The sequence below is a fragment of the Pseudomonas peradeniyensis genome (genome assembly GCF_014268935.2).
Taxonomy (GTDB): domain Bacteria; phylum Pseudomonadota; class Gammaproteobacteria; order Pseudomonadales; family Pseudomonadaceae; genus Aquipseudomonas; species Aquipseudomonas peradeniyensis.
Genome location: NZ_JABWRJ020000003.1, coordinates 1022594 through 1039620 on the forward strand (window position 1 = coordinate 1022594; position 17027 = coordinate 1039620).

The 17027-nt window shown below is 65.6% G+C and carries 14 protein-coding genes; 3 read left to right on the forward strand and 11 right to left on the reverse strand.

What is annotated here, in order from left to right:
- Positions 1-9: 9 nt before the first annotated feature.
- Positions 10-1071, forward strand: a complete 1062-nt coding sequence (locus tag HU751_RS19585; RefSeq protein ID WP_186733500.1) for an HlyD family secretion protein — start codon at positions 10-12, stop codon at positions 1069-1071.
- A gap of 149 nt (positions 1072-1220) precedes the next feature.
- Positions 1221-2615: an efflux transporter outer membrane subunit gene (locus HU751_RS19590; protein WP_186733553.1), complete on the forward strand. Its 1395-nt coding sequence runs from the start codon at positions 1221-1223 to the stop codon at positions 2613-2615.
- Positions 2616-2705: 90 nt separating this feature from the next.
- Here the strand turns inward: HU751_RS19590 and HU751_RS19595 are convergent, their stop codons facing one another.
- Both HU751_RS19595 and HU751_RS19600 read right to left on the reverse strand, forming a co-directional pair.
- Positions 2706-3518, reverse strand: coding sequence for an SDR family oxidoreductase (locus HU751_RS19595; protein WP_186733501.1), 813 nt, complete (start codon positions 3516-3518; stop codon positions 2706-2708).
- A 123-nt stretch (positions 3519-3641) separates the two neighbouring features.
- The gene (locus HU751_RS19600) at positions 3642-4106 is read right to left on the reverse strand and encodes a multidrug transporter (protein WP_186733502.1); all 465 of its coding nucleotides are present in this window, start codon (positions 4104-4106) and stop codon (positions 3642-3644) included.
- A 247-nt stretch (positions 4107-4353) separates the two neighbouring features.
- On the opposite strand from HU751_RS19600, the gene HU751_RS19605 reads away from it, so the two are divergent.
- Entirely contained in the window at positions 4354-4824 is a 471-nt protein-coding gene (locus tag HU751_RS19605) for a hypothetical protein (RefSeq protein WP_186733503.1), read from the forward strand.
- 63 nt (positions 4825-4887) lie between these two features.
- On the opposite strand, the gene HU751_RS19610 is transcribed toward HU751_RS19605, so the two are convergent.
- The 9 genes from HU751_RS19610 to algK form a co-directional block, all read right to left on the reverse strand.
- A complete protein-coding gene (locus HU751_RS19610) occupies positions 4888-6342 on the reverse strand; it encodes a mannose-1-phosphate guanylyltransferase/mannose-6-phosphate isomerase (protein ID WP_186733504.1) in 1455 nt (484 codons plus the stop codon).
- Between the two features lie 35 nt (positions 6343-6377).
- Entirely contained in the window at positions 6378-7025 is a 648-nt protein-coding gene (locus tag HU751_RS19615) for an alginate O-acetyltransferase AlgF (RefSeq protein ID WP_186733505.1), read from the reverse strand.
- A gap of 20 nt (positions 7026-7045) precedes the next feature.
- Positions 7046-8203 carry an alginate O-acetyltransferase gene (locus HU751_RS19620; protein WP_186733506.1) on the reverse strand — a complete coding sequence of 386 codons (1158 nt, stop codon included), beginning with the start codon at positions 8201-8203 and terminating at the stop codon, positions 7046-7048.
- Positions 8204-8213: 10 nt separating this feature from the next.
- A complete protein-coding gene (locus tag HU751_RS19625) occupies positions 8214-9671 on the reverse strand; it encodes an MBOAT family O-acyltransferase (RefSeq protein ID WP_186733507.1) in 1458 nt (485 codons plus the stop codon).
- A 192-nt stretch (positions 9672-9863) separates the two neighbouring features.
- A complete protein-coding gene (locus HU751_RS19630; protein WP_186733508.1) occupies positions 9864-10967 on the reverse strand; it encodes a mannuronate-specific alginate lyase in 1104 nt (367 codons plus the stop codon).
- 7 nt (positions 10968-10974) lie between these two features.
- Complete coding sequence (locus tag HU751_RS19635) at positions 10975-12420, reverse strand: alginate O-acetyltransferase (RefSeq protein ID WP_186733509.1); 1446 nt, start codon at positions 12418-12420, stop codon at positions 10975-10977.
- Positions 12421-12433: 13 nt separating this feature from the next.
- Complete coding sequence (gene algG, locus HU751_RS19640; protein WP_186733510.1) at positions 12434-13990, reverse strand: mannuronan 5-epimerase AlgG; 1557 nt, start codon at positions 13988-13990, stop codon at positions 12434-12436.
- A 19-nt stretch (positions 13991-14009) separates the two neighbouring features.
- Complete coding sequence (locus HU751_RS19645; protein WP_186733511.1) at positions 14010-15488, reverse strand: alginate export family protein; 1479 nt, start codon at positions 15486-15488, stop codon at positions 14010-14012.
- Complete coding sequence (algK, locus tag HU751_RS19650) at positions 15485-17023, reverse strand: alginate biosynthesis TPR repeat lipoprotein AlgK (protein WP_437181055.1); 1539 nt, start codon at positions 17021-17023, stop codon at positions 15485-15487. The genes HU751_RS19645 and algK overlap by 4 nt, the downstream gene beginning before the upstream one ends.
- Between the last annotated feature and the right edge of the window lie 4 nt (positions 17024-17027).

The following is a 17027-nucleotide window of genomic DNA, read 5'->3' on the forward strand; positions in this document are numbered from 1 at the left end:
GACCTTGAAATGACCAACAACCGCAAGACAATCCTTATCGGCTCGGTGCTCGCCGTGGCCGTGCTGGCCGCCATCGTCGGCCCCTGGATGTTCGGCAGCGACCATCGCCAGAGCACCAACGACGCCTATGTGACCGCCGACTACACCGTGGTCGCGCCGAAGGTGGCGGGCTTCATCAAGGAGGTACTGGTGGAGGACAACCAGCAGGTGAAGGCCGGCCAGTTGTTGGCGACCATCGACCCGCGCGACTACCAGGCCGCCCTCGACGCGGCCCAGGCCCAGTTGCTGGTGGCCAGGGCGCAGAGCCTGGATGCCCGCGCCACCCTCGAGCGCCAGGCCTCGCTGATCGCCCAGGCCGAGGCCGCGGTGAAGGCGGCCCAGGCCGAGGCGGCGTTCGCCGATCACGAGGTGACCCGCTACAGCCGCCTGGCCGAGCAGGGCGCCGGCACCGTGCAGAATGCCCAGCAGGCGCGCAGTGGCGTCGACCAGGCCCGTGCCCGGCTGGCCAACACCCAGGCGGCGCTGGTGGCGACGCGCAAGCAGGTGGATATCCTCGGCGCCCAGGTGGCCAGTGCCGATGGCCAACTGAAACGGGCCGAGGCTGGCCTGGAGAAAGCCCGGCTGGACCTGTCCTATACCCGCATCACCGCGCCGGTGGATGGCATGGTCGGCGAGCGCGCCCTGCGCGTCGGCGCCTACGTAAATCCGGGCGCGCGGCTGTTGTCGGTGGTGCCGCTGGAGCGCGCCTACATCGTCGGCAACTTCCAGGAGACCCAGTTGACCCACGTGCAGCCGGGCCAGCCGGTGAGTATCAGCGTCGATACCTTCTCCGGCGAGAAACTCCACGGCCGCGTCGAGAGCATCGCCCCGGCCACGGGGGTGACCTTCGCTGCGGTGAAGCCGGACAACGCCACCGGCAACTTCACCAAGGTGGTGCAGCGCATTCCGGTGAAGATCGTCTTCGATGACGGCCAGCCGTTGTTGGAGCGCCTGCGGGTGGGCATGTCGGTGGAGGCGGTCATCGACACCCAGGGTGACAAGCTGGCCGGTAAAGAGGTGACGGTGCGATGAGCAATGTGGTTGAAAAAATTGTGAGCGCCGGGGCTGCTGCGCAGCCCTTTCGCGGCACAAGGCCGCTCCTGCAGAGGATCGTGGTCGCCTGTAGGAGCGGCCTTGTGCCGCGAAAGGGGCGCGCAGCGACCCCCTTGCTGCTGGCCGCGATGCTGGCCGGCTGCACCCTCGGACCGGACTTTCAGAGCCCGTCCAGCGAAGCGCCTGAGGATTGGGCCTCGCTGCAAGGTGAGGCCGCAGCCAGCCAGCCGGTAGCCGGCCCGCTGGAACTGCGCTGGTGGGACAGCTTTCACGACGCCCAGCTGAGCGCACTGATCCAGAAGGTCGCCGAGCGCAACCTCGACCTGCAGATGGCCAGTGCCCGCCTGCTGCAGAGCCGCGCCTTGCGCAGCACCGTGGCGGCCGACGAAATGCCTTCGATGGATGCAAACGCAGGCTACAGCCGAGCGCGCAACAGCGCCGTAGGGTTGAACGACCCCTCCGGCAAGGCCGGCAAGTCGGCGTACAACCTGTGGCAGGGGGACCTGGTCGCTGGTTGGGAGCTGGACCTGTGGGGACGCGTGCGCCGTCAGGTCGAGGCCGCCGACGCGACCGTGGCGATCGCCGAGAACGACCGTCGTGGCGTGCTGCTGGCGCTGTTGTCGGAAACTGCCGGCAACTACATCCAGCTGCGGGCCGTGCAGCACACCCTGGACATCACCCAGGACAATCTCAAGGTCGCCCGACACAGCCTGAAGCTGTCCGAAGGCCGCCAGGCCGAAGGTGTCGCCACCCGGCTCGACGTTGCCCAGGCCAGCGCCCAGGTGGCGTCGATCGAGGCGCGCTTGCCGACCCTCGAGGCCCGCCGCGACGACCTGATCAATGCCCTGAGCCTGCTCGCCGCCGAGCCGCCGCGCAGCTTGCAGGCACAATTGCTGCCGGACGGTAAGCTGCCCGCGCCGCAGCAGCGCTTCGCCATCGGCGTACCGTCGGAGCTGGCCGAGCGCCGCCCGGATATTCGCCAGGCCGAGGCCCGGTTGCATGCGGCCACCGCCAGCATCGGCGTGGCCAAGGCCGATTTCTATCCGAGCATCCGCCTGTCCGGGAGTGTCGGTTTCCAGGCCATGCAACTGTCCGATTTCGGGGCCTGGGATTCGCGCCGGTTCGCCTTCGGGCCGCAGCTGTCGTTGCCGATCTTCGAGGGCGGACGGCTCAAGGGTCAACTGGAGCTGCGCGAGGCTCAGCAACAAGAAGCGGCGCTGAACTACCGCAAGGTGGTGCTCGGCGCCTGGCATGAGATCGACGATGTGCTGCGCTTGTATAACGCCAGCCAGCTGCGTCGCGATCACCTGGCCGAGGCGGTGCGGCAGAACCGCATCGCCCTGGAAACCGCGCAGCGCCAGTATGTGGAAGGGGCAGTCGACTTTCTCAATGTGCTGACGGTGCAGTCGGCGTTGCTGGCCAGCGAGGAGCAGTGGATCGACAGCTCGGCGGCGGTGTCGCAGGCGCTGGTGGGGCTGTACAAGGCACTGGGTGGCGGCTGGCAGGCGTTCGATCAGGTCTGAACAGCATCGCGGGGCAAGCCCGCTCCCACGGGGGCTCCCAGGTATGCGTGGGAGCGGCGGTGCGCCGATGCGACTTGCCCCGCGATGACGTCAGAGCGGTCGCAACAAACCGAAGCGCTTGCGCAACACCCAATCCAGCAGGCGCTGCGGCAACAGGCGGGCCATCAACGGCAAGGTCGTGCTGCCATTGCCGATACGCACCAGCGCAGGCACAGGCGACTTGCGCGTCGCCGCCAGCAATCCCTGGGCGAACACCGCCGCCGACGTCGGCCGATCCTGCGACGCCCGAGCCCGGGCCTGTACCTGCTCGCGCAACGGCCACCACGGCGAATCGCTTGCCAACACCTGCTCGGCCTGCTGCTGCGCATTGCTGGCAAACTGCGAGGCGATCGCCCCCGGCTGCACCTCCATGACCCTGATCCCGAAAGGCGCCAGCTCCAGGCGCAGGGCATCGCTCAGCCCATGCACGGCGGCCTTGGAGGCACAGTAGGCACCGGCGAAGGGCGTCACCAGCACACCGGACACGCTACCGATGTTCACCACCAGCCCGCGGGAGCGGCGCAGCAGTGGGAACAGCGCCTGGGTCACGCCGACCAGGGCGAAGACATTGGTCTCGAATTGCTGGCGCATGGCCTCGACGCCGCCGTCGAGCAGTGGGCCCATGGCGCCGTAGCCGGCGTTGTTGATCAGGATGTCGAGGCTTTGCAGTTCTTCGGCCAGGCGGGCGAGGGCATTGGCGTCGTTCACATCCAGTTGCCGGGCATTGAAGCCGGCAGCGGCCAGTTGTTCGACATCCTGTGCCTTGCGGGCGGTGGCCCAGACTTCATGGCCGGCATCGCGGAAGGCGTCGGCCAGGGCGCGGCCGATGCCGCTGGAACAACCGGTGATCAGGACGGTGGGCATGGGGCGGGCCTGTGTTCAGTTGGACATGGGGGCGTGGCTACCGGCCTCATCGCGGGGCAAGCCCGCTCCCACGACACCGACTCAAGGCATAGTGGGAGCGGGCTTGCCCGCGATGAGGCGGGCTCAATTGGCGAATGTACCTTGCAGATGCTCGGCACGAAACTCCAGGGTTTGTGGCCGATAACCTGAGCGCAGTGGCGGCAATGGCAAGCAATCGCTCCATTCGGCGCCCGGCTGCAACTCACCGGGGCCACGATAGCGCGGGGCGGCGTAGGTGTTCTCGGCCAGGTTCACGGTATCGCCGGGGGCATAGGCGCCGACGCGCCAGCGCAGTTCGCTGAGCGGGGCCTTGTTGCCGTTCTTCATGCGCACCTGCAGGGCACGGTCGGCGGGACACTGGTCGGGGGCGTAGGCCAGGCGGATATCGAGGCGGGCCAGTTGCGAGGCTTCGCGGGTGTCCTGCCAGACCACGTACAGCGCCACCAGCCCCAGGCCACAGACGGCGGCCATGGATATCGGCAGGGCCTTGGCCGGGTAACGCAACAGCAGCACCAGCCAGGTGAGGATAAGAAAGGCACCGATGATCATGTGGTGAGTAGGCCTTGATTACACGAGGTTTGACCATCGTAGCGCCAAAATACATGAGCCCGAAAGGCCGGAGGGTGGCCCAAGTGGCATCGACGCTTTGCCTCCAGCGACCTGATAATTCTGCTAGTTGTTCAAGTTTTAGGGCGCCGATATGTTGTTCGGACGATGAATGTGATGGGGAGTATGTTGCTCGCATTGCGGCTGTCGTGGTTTGTAAGTCACCTGGGATTTCGCCGAGGAATGATCAATGAAAACGCAACATGATGATGAGGCTAAAAAACGGCTTGCTGAACTTGAAGGATATCAAAAAAAGGGCGATAGGTTGAAGGCGCTCACGGGTACGTCTGATGGAAAGTTTTCAGGCGACAAAGGATTTCGCGGTCGGCTGGAGTACGCTACGGACCAGCTTCGTAGTACTGGTGATACGCTGCCCTTGTTCGTGATTGCGCAGCAGGATTTTGAGGATGCTGGAGATTTTAGGGGGCTTCTGGGGGCGGCATTTTACATCGTCGGTACAGAACAGGAACCACGTGTGGTCAATGCTTTTTTGGTAGTTAAAAATGGCGCTCATATCGATACCACCCCAACAATAACTGAAATAGAAGTGGTAGGAAACGAGCTCAAGTTCAAGTTTGCATTTACTGTCAGAGTCGATACAGGGAGCGGGCACGAGCTTACCGTTGACGGGAATATGAGACTCCAACTACCGAATAGGTAAAATTTTGGCTTCATGGCGTGATGTATTTAAAACAGGCCCCGTCAAGGGGCCTGCTGGCTCTACTTATTGCGCAATAGTTTTCACAGATACCCCACGCTCAACCGGCGTGGATGTCCGCCCATACACATCCTCGAACCGTTCGATATCATCCTCGCCCAGGTAGCTCCCGGACTGCACCTCGATGATCTCCAGCGGGATCTTGCCCGGGTTGCGCAGGCGGTGCACCGAGGCGATGGGGATATACGTGGACTGGTTCTCGGTCAGCAGGAACACGTTCTCGTCGCAGGTCACCTCGGCGGTGCCGGACACCACGATCCAGTGCTCGGCGCGGTGGTGGTGCATCTGCAGCGACAGGCTGGCGCCGGGCTTGACGGTGATGTGCTTGACCTGGAAGCGCCCGCCCATGTCCACCGAATCGTACGAGCCCCACGGGCGGTACACCTCCAGGTGGTTCTGGGTTTCCGTGCGGCCCTGGGCGTCGAGGGTGTTGACCAGCTGCTTGACCCCCTGAACCTTGTCCTTGTGGGCGATCATCATGGCGTCCTTGGTCTCGACCACCACGATGTTCTCAAGGCCGATCACCGACACCAGCTTGCCGTTGCCGTGGATCATGCAGTTGCGGCTGTCCTGCACCACCACGTCACCCTTGGTGACGTTGCCGTCGGCGTCCTTCTCGTGCACGTCCCACAGCGACGACCAGCAGCCGACGTCGCTCCAGCCGGCCGACAGCGGCACCACGCAGGCGCGCTGGGTCTTCTCCATCACCGCGTAGTCGATGGAGTTGTCCGGGCAGCAGGCGAAGGTGGCTTCGTCGATGCTCAGCACATCGGCGTCCTCCTGGCTGCGCTCCAGGGCCAGCAGGCAGGTGTCGTAGATGTCCGGGTCGTGCTTTTTCAGCTCTTCGAGGAAGCGGCTGGCGCGGAACAGGAACATGCCGCTGTTCCAGAAGTAGCCGCCGGCGCGGACGAACTCGTTGGCGCGCTTCTCGTCGGGCTTCTCGACGAACTGCGCGACCCGCGCCACGCCTTCGGGCAGCAGCGCGTCCTGGCTGGAGCGGATGTAGCCGTAGCCGGTCTCGGGCTTGGTCGCCGGCACGCCGAACAGCACCATCTCGCCGCGTTCGGCGGCCACGGTGGCCAGGGCCAGGGCGCGCTGCAGGGCCTTTTGGTCCTCGATCACATGGTCGGCCGGCAGTACCAGCATCAGCTCGTCACGGCCCTCGTTGACCAGCTTCATCGCGGTCATGGCCACCGCCGGCGCGGTGTTGCGGCCGAACGGCTCCATGAGGATGGCCTGGGTTTCCAGCTTCAGCGCGTTCAGCTGCTCCTGGACGATGAACTTGTGGTCCTTGTTGCAGACCACGATGGGGGTGTCCATGCCGTCGAACACCAGGCGCTGGATGGTCTGCTGGAACAGGGTGTGCTCGCCGGTCAGGGCCAGGAACTGCTTGGGGAACTGCTTGCGCGACAGAGGCCACAGACGCGAACCGCTACCACCAGAAAGAATTACCGGGATCATGATGTTTCTCCAATAGTCGTTTAGAGGCAGGGGAATTAGTTGCTAGCCACGGGGCGAGTGACCCACACCGGCGACAGGCTGTTGCCGGAACCGGTGACATACAGCACGGCGGCTTCGCCGCGCGCCAGGGCGACGGGTTTGACGTCGCCGACTTTCTTGTCGCCTTGATACAGGGCCAGGTTGACCTTGACCGGGTTGATCTCGCGCTCGCCACGACCCTTGGCGGCCACCGGGCTGACCACTTCGGTCTTGCCGTCAGCGGTCTTCAGGGTCAGCGACTGGTCGCTGAGGTTCTGCACCCGCACCAGGGCCTTCTGCTTGTTCTTGAACGGCGGCTCTTCGATCAGCTGCGGGTTGCCGCTGCTGCTGTTGACCAGGGTGTAGTACTTGTCGGCGGCGAGCTTCACCGGGACGCTCTTGCCGCCGACCTGGGCGGTGTAGTCACCGCCGGGCAGGAAGCTGAAGTCGCTGCTGGCCTGGGCGCCAACCTGCTTGATCTGGGTGTTGCCGACCGACGCGGCGGTGGGGATTGCGGCGGCGTTGTACAGGCGCACGAAGGTCGAGCCCTTCGGCGCGCTCGGGCCATAGAGGGCGGCATCGGCGCCGGCGAAGGCCTGCAGCGAGGCCAGGGACAGGCCGGCGGCGAGGGTGAGGGCTTTGGCAATGGAAGTCTTGGTGGTCATGTGCGTATTCCTCTCTATCTTCAGTGGTCCGTCCGATTGGACGACAGGGCCAGGTTTTCTTCGGATTGGCGGGATTTCTTCAGCTGCGCGATCCACTGCGGATCGAAGGCGCTGAGGTCGTTTTTCATTGGCAGATACCGTTCGGGGAATTCCCACACCACGACCTGTGGCGGGGCGTTCTTGAAAGCGTCGCTCTGCAGGTACTTGAGCATCGGCAGCAGCGGGCCGTGGCCGTCCTCGGCGTAATTGGCGACGTCGCTGCGCAGCGCCTGCTGCAGGGCGCCGAGGAAGTTCCAGTGCGGGTTGGCGCTGTAGCTGGTGCCCACCAGCGCCACCGGGATCCGGCTGTCGGCGAACAGCGCGTCGTCGCCTTCGTCGTCGGCTTGCACCGGGTGGGTCTTGCGCTGCTGCAGGGTGTCCGGGGTCGGCAGCAGGTTGCTGAACAGCGGATCCAGTGGCAGGAAGTTGGTCAGGTCGCCCTTGTACGGCGCGGTGGCGCCGGCCTCGGTGATGAACGCCTGGGGTTCGCCGTCGAGCAGGTTCTGACGGCTGACCGCCTCGGCGATGGACTGCGCGACCACCTCGGCGCCCATGGGCGTCCAGTGGGTGTCGGTGCGCAGGAACACCTGGCCGCGGGCCTTGGCCTGCTCCAGTGGCGCCAGCAGGTCGGGGGCGAACACATTGGCCTGGCGCGCCTGGGCGTGGAAGCGGTTGAACAGCTCGTCGTGCAGGCTGGCCGGCGTCTCCTTGCCGATGTACTCGGCGTACAGGCGCGCCTTGGCCGGCACGATCGCCAGCACCAGCTGGCTGCCGTGGCGCTGCAGGGCGTCGCGGATGCCGCGCACCAACGCCAGGTTGTCCTGCATCAGCTGCTCGGCGCCGGCGGTGGGCTTGAACTCCTCGTCGCTGAACAGCCACTGGTCGCGGCCCAGCACCACGCCGGGACGGCCTTCGTTGAACAGCTTGAAGTCCAGCGCGGCCCACAGGTTGGTGCCCAGGCGCTTGATCGGGAACTGCTCGTCGTAGTGGGTCTCGGCGGCCTTGGCCAGCTTGCCGTCGAGCAGGGTCATGTGCCCGGTGCGGTTGAAGCTTTCCAGCCCGCCGAGTGAGGCCACGCCCAGGCCGACCAGCAGGCCCATGAACGACAGCGAATAGGTGATGCGAAGTGTCCGGTTCATGATCGGGGCCTCAGAACTGGAAGTAGAGGAACGGTGAGTAGCTCTGCGCCGAGAGCTTGAGCACCGAGGCGGCGAACAGCAGCAGGACCAGGGCGCGGGTCATGATCCGCGTCCAGTCCAGGCCCACCGAGCCGTCGGTGTTGACCTGCACCGGGGTGGCCTTGGGCGCTGGCGTTGCATTGCGGTAGAAGTCGCGCAGGCCGAAGAACGCCAGGGTCAGGTAGGCGACGATCAGCGTGGCCACCTGCAGGCCGGTGAGGTTGGCGCGGTTGAGTTCCGACAGCTGCCAGTCGCCGAAGCTGAACATGGCGCCGTACATGCGCGCCGCCACGTGCAGGTTCTCGGCGCGGAAGATCACCCAGCCGACCACCACCAGGAGGAAGGTGAAGGCCCATTTCACCGGGTTGAAACGCTGCGGGTTGGTGTCCAGGCCCAGCGCCCGTTCGATCGCCAGCCACATGCCGTGCCAGGCGCCCCAAATGATGTAGGTGAAGTTGGCGCCGTGCCACAGCCCGCCCAGCAGCATGGTCAGGAACAGGTTGCGGTAGGTGTTGAAGGTGCCTTTGCGGTTGCCGCCCAGGGTGATGTACAGGTAGTCGCGCAGCCAGGTCGACAGGCTGATGTGCCAGCGCCGCCAGAACTCGGTGATCGACTGGCTGATGTAGGGCTGCTTGAAGTTTTCCATGAAGCGAAAGCCCATCATCAGGCCCAGGCCGATGGCCATGTCGCTGTAGCCGGAGAAGTCGAAGTACAGCTGCGCGGTGTAGGCCAGCGCGCCGAGCCAGGCGTCACCGGTGGTGGGGTTCTCCAGGGCGAAGCAGTGGTCGGCGACCACCGCCAGGGTGTCGGCGATGAACACTTTCTTGATGAAGCCCTGCATGAAGCGGGTGCAGCCTTCGGAGAACTTGTCCAGGGTGTGGGTGCGGTTGTTGAACTGGTCGACCAGGTCCTTGAAGCGCAGCACGGGGCCAGCGATCAGGTGCGGGAAGATCGCCACGAAGGCGGCGAAGTCGATCAGGTTGCGGGTGGCCGGGGTGTCGCCGCGGTACACGTCGATGATGTAGCTGATCGACTCGAAGATGTAGAACGAGATGCCGATCGGCAGCAGCACGTGGGTGAGGATGAACGGCTCCAGCCCCATCGAGGTCATGATCGCGTTGAGGCTGTCGACGCCGAAGTTGGCGTACTTGAAGTAGCCGAGGATGCACAGGTCGACGCCCACGCCGAGCAGCAGCCAGCGCTGCGCGGGTTTGGTGCGTACGCCGGCGGCGCCGACTTTCAGGCCGATCCAGTAGTTCCACAGGGTGACCCCGGCGAACAGGGCGAGGAAGTCCACCCGCCACCAGGCGTAGAAGATGTAGCTGGCAACCAGCAGCAGCAGGTTGCGATAGCGGTTCCCGCTCACGTAGTACAAGCCGAGGAAAACCGGCAGGAACAGGAACAGGAACACGTTGGACGAGAAGACCATCCCGGTTCTCCTTGTTGTTCACAGCATCCGGGGCACAGCGCCCCCCAAACCCCCCACACGAATGTGGAAGATCACCATGGCGTGGGAGCGGCGGTGCGCCGATGCGACTTGCCCCGCGATGGCGTCGGCAGAGCCAACACCATTGCCCTTGCGGGCCTCATCGCGGGGCAAGCCCGCTCCCACGCAAACGACTTACTTTTTCTGTTCGGCTTGCGGGTCATAGACCCGCGTCACATCTCCACCCAGCCTGAAACTGTTGAACGGCTGCATGTCATGCTTGCGCTCCAGGGTGTCGCCGACGCACTGGTACAGCGCGCACCACGGCTCGAGCCAGGCGTACTTGCTGTCGATCTTCAGGTCCTTGAGGTCCTGCTTCACGCCGGCGCGGGTGTTGAAATGAACAGGATTGCGGGCACCGGCCAGCACGCCTTCACCGAGGCGCTGCAGGGCGAAGTTATTTTCCTTGCGCAGGTCCACGCCGTTGGCCTGGGCGAAGCTGGCGATCATCGCCAGCGGCGGCAGGGCATAGTTGTGGTAGGCCAGGGCGCGCTGGCGGCGCTTGAGCTCGTTGGGCAAAAAGCCCTGTTCATCGACCTGGTTGGCGCCGACCTTGTATTCCTTCACCGCCCAGTCGAAGAGGTCCTGGCGGTCGGTGGCCACCGCGGTGGCCATCACCGACCAGGCCGCCCAGTAGCTGTGGTTGTTGATCTTCTCCAGCGGCAGGTCGCTCCAGTCGCGCACGGTCTGCCGCGCCAGGCGCACGAACCATTTCTCAATCTGCTCGGCCTCGGCCCGGTGCGCCGCCAGCGGCTGTGAGTTGGAGAATTTCAGGCGCAGCCACGACCCGCTCATGCTGCCCAGCGCCCATTTGCGCATGGACTTGCCGGTGTGGTTGTAGTCGGTGGACATCAGCGCATCGGCGCGTGCCCAGGTGTCGAGCCAGGTCAGGGCGCAGTCCAGCTGCGCCGGGCGGCCGTCGCGCATGTACTGGCCGACCATCTTGCTCACGCCCTTCTCGAGGGTGGTGATGTCCTCGGTGGATTTGCGAAAGGCTTTCTCCGAGGCAGCATTGAGTGTCGCCCGGGCCTTGTCCGAACCTTCGTACTTGCTGCGGAACACCAGCGCGCCGGTGTAGGGCTTGGGCGCGGCCTCGCAGCGAAAATTGCCGTCGCCGGTCTTGAGTTTCTCGATGCCCTCGTAGTACCCCTGGGGCGGTACCAGCGCGGCCTGCGCCGCGCCGCCGAACAGGGCGAGGGCGAGCAGGGCGGGTGCGGTCTTGCGGTGGATGGCTGTCATGCTTGCCTCACTGGCCGGCCTGCGCGGTGTGCTGCGCGGGGCTGGCGAAGTTGTTGCGTTTGCAGAGTTTGGCTTCGACTTTCTGCGTGCCGCTTTCCGGCCCCTGGACCTCCAGGGCGAGCAGGTTCTGGCCTGCCCAGTCTTCGTCCTCGCGCATCTGGAAGACGAAGCGCCCATCGGTGTCGGAGGTCTCGGGCTTCTCGATCTTGATGTCCTCGTGGCGGCCGTTGAGGTACCACAGGGTGGCCTGCAGCACTTTCACCGAGGTGTCCTCGAACTTGATGTCGAGCTGGTGGTTGCGGTTGACCAGGTCCTTGATCACGCCACCCTTGCCGTTGACCATCAGCTCGTTCTTGCCGGGCTTGAGGGTGGCGCTGGCGCTCATCTGCGCGGGACGGTCGTCGCAGCCGTCGTCGAGCAGGCCGAGGATCTGCCGCCAGATGGTTTCCTGGTCGAGGCGGTAGAGCGGGGAGAACTCCCAGACCAGGATCTTCGGCGGGTTGTTCTGGAACTCCTCGCTGCCCAGGTACTGGATCATCGAGCCTTCCAGGCCGCCCCCGGGGAAGGCGACGTTGAGCACATCGGCACCGATGTACTGCTCGAGGAAGCCGGAGAAGTTGTAGTTCTTGCCACTGTGGCTGGTGCCGACCAGGGTGATCTGCGCGTTGCCCGAATCGCCGAACAGGTCGTCGCCGCCGCTGGCGCCGCCCTTGGGCTCGGTGGCGAACTGGTCCATGTACTGCACCGCATAGCTGGTGCCGCACAGCTGGCCGGCGACGTTGTGCAGGGTGCCGGTCTTGCCCATGCGTCCGGACTTCTTCGTCTCGAATTCCTTGCGCGGGATGCCTTCGAAGGCCGGCATCTGGTGCACGGTGTCGGCGACGATCTTCGCCGCGCGCTCGGCGCCGTAGGGCGTCCAGTGCTGGTCGCCGCGGAAGTAGAAGTCCTTGCCCTGGTCGGCCGCGGCCAGTTGCTCGTTGGTCAGCGGCGACAGGTCGGGCACGTTGTAGCCCATCTTGGCGAAGCGCTGGAGCATGGCCTGGTAGTTGCGCAGGGCCTTCTGGTAATCGAAGGCGGCCTTCTCTTCGGGCTTGAGCATGTTGCGGTTCACCAGGCCGCGGGTCGGCTGGTACACCACCACCAGCTCGACGCCGCGCTTCTTGAACGCGTCGTGCACCTGCTGCAGGCGCTTGTAGCCGCCCGGGGTGGTGTCGAATTCGGTGCGCAGGTCTTCGCGGGTGCGGAACAGCCAGTCGCCCTGGGCTTGCACCAGGGTGGTGAAGTTCTGCTGGTAGCGCGTGGTGTAGCGGCTGGCGTCGTGGGCCTCGGGGCACAGCTGGCAGCAGGGCTCGGCGCTGAAGGTCGGCGCCTTGACCTCATCGGCGCGCACGCCCTGGCTGATGGCCAGGAGGGCGGCGGACAGGCCCAGCAGTTTCATCAGGTGTGGAGTCATGGTCTGGGCTTCCTTAGTCGATCATTTCGGTCTGGCGTTCGACCGGGTCGATCAGCACGGCCTTCTGCTGGCGCACCAGCAGGTCGAGGATTTCGTCCTGGCGCTCGCCGAGCACACCGTTGAAGCTGATGCCGTTGGCCTTGCGCGGCATCAGCATCGACACCTTGTACAGCTCCACCGACAGCGGCGAATCGATCGACAGCGGGCCGGAGCCGTTGGCCGCCAGCTCTCCGCCGACCACGATCAGCGACACCTTGGTGTCGAACGGGTCGAGGGCGATGTCGCGGTCGGTGTCGGAGAGGTCCTTGATGTGCCCGTATACGCCCACCAGGCCGTTGGCCATGGCGACGTTCTCGTACAGGCGGATGTTCACGCTGTTGCGCACGCGGATGCCGTGGCGACGGTTGTTGATCAGCTTGTTGCCCCAGATCAGGTTGTCGCCGCTCTCGTACAGGGTGATGCCGTCGGTGTGGTTGCGGTAGATCTCGTTGTAGGCGATCAGGTTGTTGACGCTGTTGCGGTCGATCACCACGCCCGAGAGCTTGTTGTCGTAGCTCTTGTTGTTGATGATCCAGCTGTCGTTGACCTCACGCGAAACAATGATCCCGTGCTTCTTCTTGGTGCCGTAAACGGTGTTGCCGGCGATGATCAGGCGGTGCGAGCGGTCGTGGGGGTCGATGCCGTAGACGATGTTGTCGCGGTAGGTCGAGTCCTTGATCACGAAGTCCTGGGTCTCGTAGCAGTAGAAGCCGTACCACATGTCGCTGAACTCGGAGCCGATGATCCAGCCGGTGGGTTCCGGGCGGCCCATCTGCTTGGCCATGTTCGGCGTGTACTGCGAGATGCTCACGCCGTACGACTTGGACTTGGCATAGCCGAAGCTGGCCATCTTGCTGTTGACGATGTAGGTCTCGGTGCCGCCCCAGCTGAGCAGGAACGGGCGGAATTGGTCGGGCTTGCGGAAGGTCGCCGGGCCGTTGGCCTGCTCGCGCCAGCCGGTCACCCGGGTATCGCTGACGAACAGCTTGCCGTCGTTGACGATGAACGAGCCGGCCTCTTCGGACAGGCGCAGTTCCTTGACCTTGCCGTCAATCTCCAGCACGCCCTTGCGCCCGACCACGATCGGCAGGCGGGCGAGGTATACCCCAGGCGCGGTCTCGCGCAGGTACTGGTCGGGCACCTTTTTGCTCAGTTCGACCAGATCGACATGCCCGTCGTCGACGAAGATCGCCTGGGGAATGCCGTGCTGGCGACGCACCCACTCGGCGCCCTTGTTGTCGCCGCCGATGAACTCCTTGAGGGTGTCCTCCTGGAGCATGCGGCGCACGCTGACCTTGCCTTTGTGGCGGCGGTCGATCTTCTTCTGCACGGCCTCGGCGGTGTAGCCGGACAGGTCGGGCAGCTTGGGCGGGTCCATCAGCAGCGGCTCGATCGGCGCACTGGCAACGGTGTAGGTCTTGGCCTGTTGCAGCCCCTTGGCCATTTCCGGCTCGGCGGCCTGGGCCAGGCCCGCGGCCAGCAGCAGGGCGCTGGCCAGCAGGCTGTGGCGAAGGTTCGGGTGCAGGTTCATGTCAAATCCTCTCCCGGCCTCAGTAGCGCCAGATCACGTCGACGAAGGCGCGATGCATGTACGAGTCGGCCTCCTTGCCATAGGCGTCGCCCGGCTTGAACACGCCAGCGCGCAGGCGCACCAGCGCCGACGGCTCATCGATCGACTGGCTGATCGAGGCCGGCAGCAGGCCTTGCTTGAAGTACTTGGTGACGACCACGTCCATCTCCTGGCCCAGGTCTTTCTCACCCTGCACCAGCGGACGGCTGATGCCGCCGTCGTCGACCACCGCGTTGATGCCGCTGGAGCCGATGTTCTGCTTGCCGTCGACGCGCCAGAACTTGTGGTAGATGAAGCTGGCGTCGTAGTCGTCGCGCAGCTGCCAGGAGGCGAACAGGGTGGCCGCCTGCAGGTTGCCCAGCTCGCCGCGGAACGCTTCGCCGAAGCGGTGCACGCGCGAGCGGGTGCCGGTGAAGTTGGAGCGGTTGCTCTCAAGGCCGGTCTGCTCGAAGTTGTTCGAACCGTCGCTGCCGCCACCGCCGCTGCCCCGGGCATAGGCCGCGCCGACCTGCCATTGCGGGTCCAGGCGCAGGCGGATGCCGAGGTCGGTGGCCCAGGCGTTGACGTCGCCGCTCTGCTTGCCGGTGGCGACCTGGTCGTTGCCCACCGCCTGGCTGCTGAGGGTGTCGCGATCGCCGGTCAGCCAGGTGACGCTGCCCCAGTAGTTGACGGTATGGTCGTTGCGCCAGTTGTAGGCGTCGCTGTTGGCCTCCAGGCCCAGCCAGGTCAGGTCGCCCGTGCGGGTCTTGTCGAGGGCGTCGACGGTTTCGCCGGGGCTTTTCAGGCTGCCGCCGTCATGGCTGTGGTGGGCGCGCAGGCCGACCCAGTGGCCGGGTGTCCACTGCGTGGCGACGTTGCCATAGACGTGGGTGCGGTCCTTGTCCTCCGGGGCCAGCTCGGTGAGGTCGGTGCGGTATTCGCTGAAGCGCTGGGCCACGCCCAGGTCGGCCTTGAGCAGGGTGGTGTCGAAGGTCCAGTTCAGCGCCTCGATGTTGGTGTCGCGCCACATGCCGTCGTCGCTGCGCAGGCGCTGTCGGCCGAAGCGCAGCTGCTCGCCGGGGTAGGGGGTCAGGCCGCTGTAGCCGATCCAGAACTCGCGCATGGCCAGGTAGCTCTTGTCCGGCTTGCGGCTGTCGTCGCCGTTGTCGCTGGTGCTGCCGTCGTCGTTCTGGCGCAGGGTGTCGGTCTCGATGATGTCGGTGGCGGCCACCGCCTGGCCCATGGCGAAGGCGCTCCAGTGGCCGCGTTCGCCGTACACCCAGGGCCGCAGGTCCAGGCCCAGGCCGTTGACGTCGCCGCCGGAGCGGGTGCCCAGGTCGCGGTCGTCCTCGGACTGGCCGGTGATCTTCACGTCGAGGCCGAAGTTCTTCTGCGCGGTTTCGGCCGCCAGGGTCGGCATCGACCACAGCAGGGCGAAGCCCAGGCCGATGCCGGCTTTCACGAAGGGGTTGAGCGTCATAGCGAATCCTCGGCGTCTACGTCGTCTTTCTCGTCCTGCAGCGCTTCGATGGCCAGGGTGCTGTTGGCGCCCTGAGCCATGCTGCCGCGTGCCTGCTTCTCCTGCGCCAGCAGGTTCTGCGCCTGGCTGCGCTGGTCGGGCGTGAGCTGCTGGTCGAGCTGTTGCAGCAGTTCGGTCGACTGTGGGGTCGGGTTGACCTGTGACAGCTGGGCGAATACCCAGGCATTGGTCGGCGCCGGGCGGATGCCGTGACCTTCGCTGAACAGTTGGGCCAGGGCGTAGTCGGCGCTGTTCTGGCCGCCGCGGGCGGCGGCCAGCAGGTGGTCCACGGCCTTCTGCGGCTCGACCTGGCCCAGGTAGCCACGGCGGTAGAGCTGGCCGAGGTAGTAGTCGGCGCTGACCTCGCCGGCATCGGCGGCGGCCTGCAGGTGCTCCTGGGCTTTCTGGGCGTCGGCGGGCACGGTCTTGCCTTCGTAGTAGAGGCGGCCCAGCAGCAGTTCGGCGCGGGGTTGCTCGGCCTCGCGGCCCTTGTCGATGTAGGCCATCAACTGGTCGGTGTCGCCCAGCTCGGGGAAGTCGTAGAGCAGTTGCGCCAGGCTCACCCACGAGGCCGGGTTGGCCGGGGCGATGTGTTCGAGCAGGTCCTTGGCGGTCTTCTCGTCGGTCTGGCCGAGACTGCGGTCGGCCAGCACGCGGGCGACGCTGTCGACCCGGGTGGCTGGCACGGCGCCACGGGCATGGGCGGCCTTCAGTTGTTCGAGCAGGGCGGCCTGCTGGTCGGGCTGGGCGCGTTTCTGGTAGACGGTGGCGAGCTCCACGTAGCAGATGTCGGTGCTGGCCAGTGCCGCCTTGCAGATTTTCTCCACATCGCCCAGGTGCTGGTCGTAGGTGCCCTGGGTGCGGTACAGCAGGACCTGGGCAAGGCCCGCCTCGGGGTTGCCGGCAGCGCGCCACTGGTCGATCTGCTGCTGGGCGTTGACCTTGGGGAAGCTCTGCGGGTACTGCAGGTAGAGCATCGCCAGCGGGATCAGGGTGTTGCTTTCGCCCTGTTGTGCGGCGTGCTTGAGCAGGGTTTCGGCCTCCTCGCGTTCGGCCTGTGTGCTGTCGGGCTTGGCCACCAGCAGGCGGCCGAGACGCGCCTGGGCACGGGGCGAGGTGGTGGCGGCGGCGCGATAGGTGGCTTCGGCCTCCTCGAGTTTCGCCGGGTCGCGGGTGGCGACCTGGATATCGGCCAGGCCTACCTGGGCATCGCTGTAGCCGAGCTCGGCCAGGGCCTTGTAGTTGCGCTCGGCGGTGGCGGTGTCGCCGCGCTTGAGCGCTTCATTGGCCAGGCGCTGGTCGGGCAGGCCGGCGCAGCCGGCCAGGGTGATGGCCAGGGCCAGGGTGCATAACCCGAGGCTGAAGGAATCACTGTGGGAGCCGGCTTGCCGGCGATTGGCCAGTGCAGGCGCTACATCCGTTGGGCGAGTGCTGCGCACTCGATCGCCGGCAAGCCGGCTCCCACAGGTATCGGGGTGTCTGCTGGTCATCGGCATGATC

What these genes read in the sequence shown, in the direction of transcription:
- algK (WP_437181055.1), bottom strand. Translation starts at nt 17,023, where the DNA reads ATGCCGATGACCAGCAGACACCCCGATACCTGTGGGAGCCGGCTTGCC.
- HU751_RS19595 (WP_186733501.1), bottom strand. Translation starts at nt 3,518, where the DNA reads ATGCCCACCGTCCTGATCACCGGTTGTTCCAGCGGCATCGGCCGCGCC.
- HU751_RS19615 (WP_186733505.1), bottom strand. Translation starts at nt 7,025, where the DNA reads ATGACCACCAAGACTTCCATTGCCAAAGCCCTCACCCTCGCCGCCGGC.
- HU751_RS19630 (WP_186733508.1), bottom strand. Translation starts at nt 10,967, where the DNA reads ATGACAGCCATCCACCGCAAGACCGCACCCGCCCTGCTCGCCCTCGCC.
- HU751_RS19625 (WP_186733507.1), bottom strand. Translation starts at nt 9,671, where the DNA reads ATGGTCTTCTCGTCCAACGTGTTCCTGTTCCTGTTCCTGCCGGTTTTC.
- HU751_RS19605 (WP_186733503.1), top strand. Translation starts at nt 4,354, where the DNA reads ATGAAAACGCAACATGATGATGAGGCTAAAAAACGGCTTGCTGAACTT.
- algG (WP_186733510.1), bottom strand. Translation starts at nt 13,990, where the DNA reads ATGAACCTGCACCCGAACCTTCGCCACAGCCTGCTGGCCAGCGCCCTG.
- HU751_RS19635 (WP_186733509.1), bottom strand. Translation starts at nt 12,420, where the DNA reads ATGACTCCACACCTGATGAAACTGCTGGGCCTGTCCGCCGCCCTCCTG.
- HU751_RS19620 (WP_186733506.1), bottom strand. Translation starts at nt 8,203, where the DNA reads ATGAACCGGACACTTCGCATCACCTATTCGCTGTCGTTCATGGGCCTG.
- HU751_RS19645 (WP_186733511.1), bottom strand. Translation starts at nt 15,488, where the DNA reads ATGACGCTCAACCCCTTCGTGAAAGCCGGCATCGGCCTGGGCTTCGCC.
- HU751_RS19600 (WP_186733502.1), bottom strand. Translation starts at nt 4,106, where the DNA reads ATGATCATCGGTGCCTTTCTTATCCTCACCTGGCTGGTGCTGCTGTTG.
- HU751_RS19610 (WP_186733504.1), bottom strand. Translation starts at nt 6,342, where the DNA reads ATGATCCCGGTAATTCTTTCTGGTGGTAGCGGTTCGCGTCTGTGGCCT.
- HU751_RS19590 (WP_186733553.1), top strand. Translation starts at nt 1,221, where the DNA reads ATGCTGGCCGGCTGCACCCTCGGACCGGACTTTCAGAGCCCGTCCAGC.
- HU751_RS19585 (WP_186733500.1), top strand. Translation starts at nt 10, where the DNA reads ATGACCAACAACCGCAAGACAATCCTTATCGGCTCGGTGCTCGCCGTG.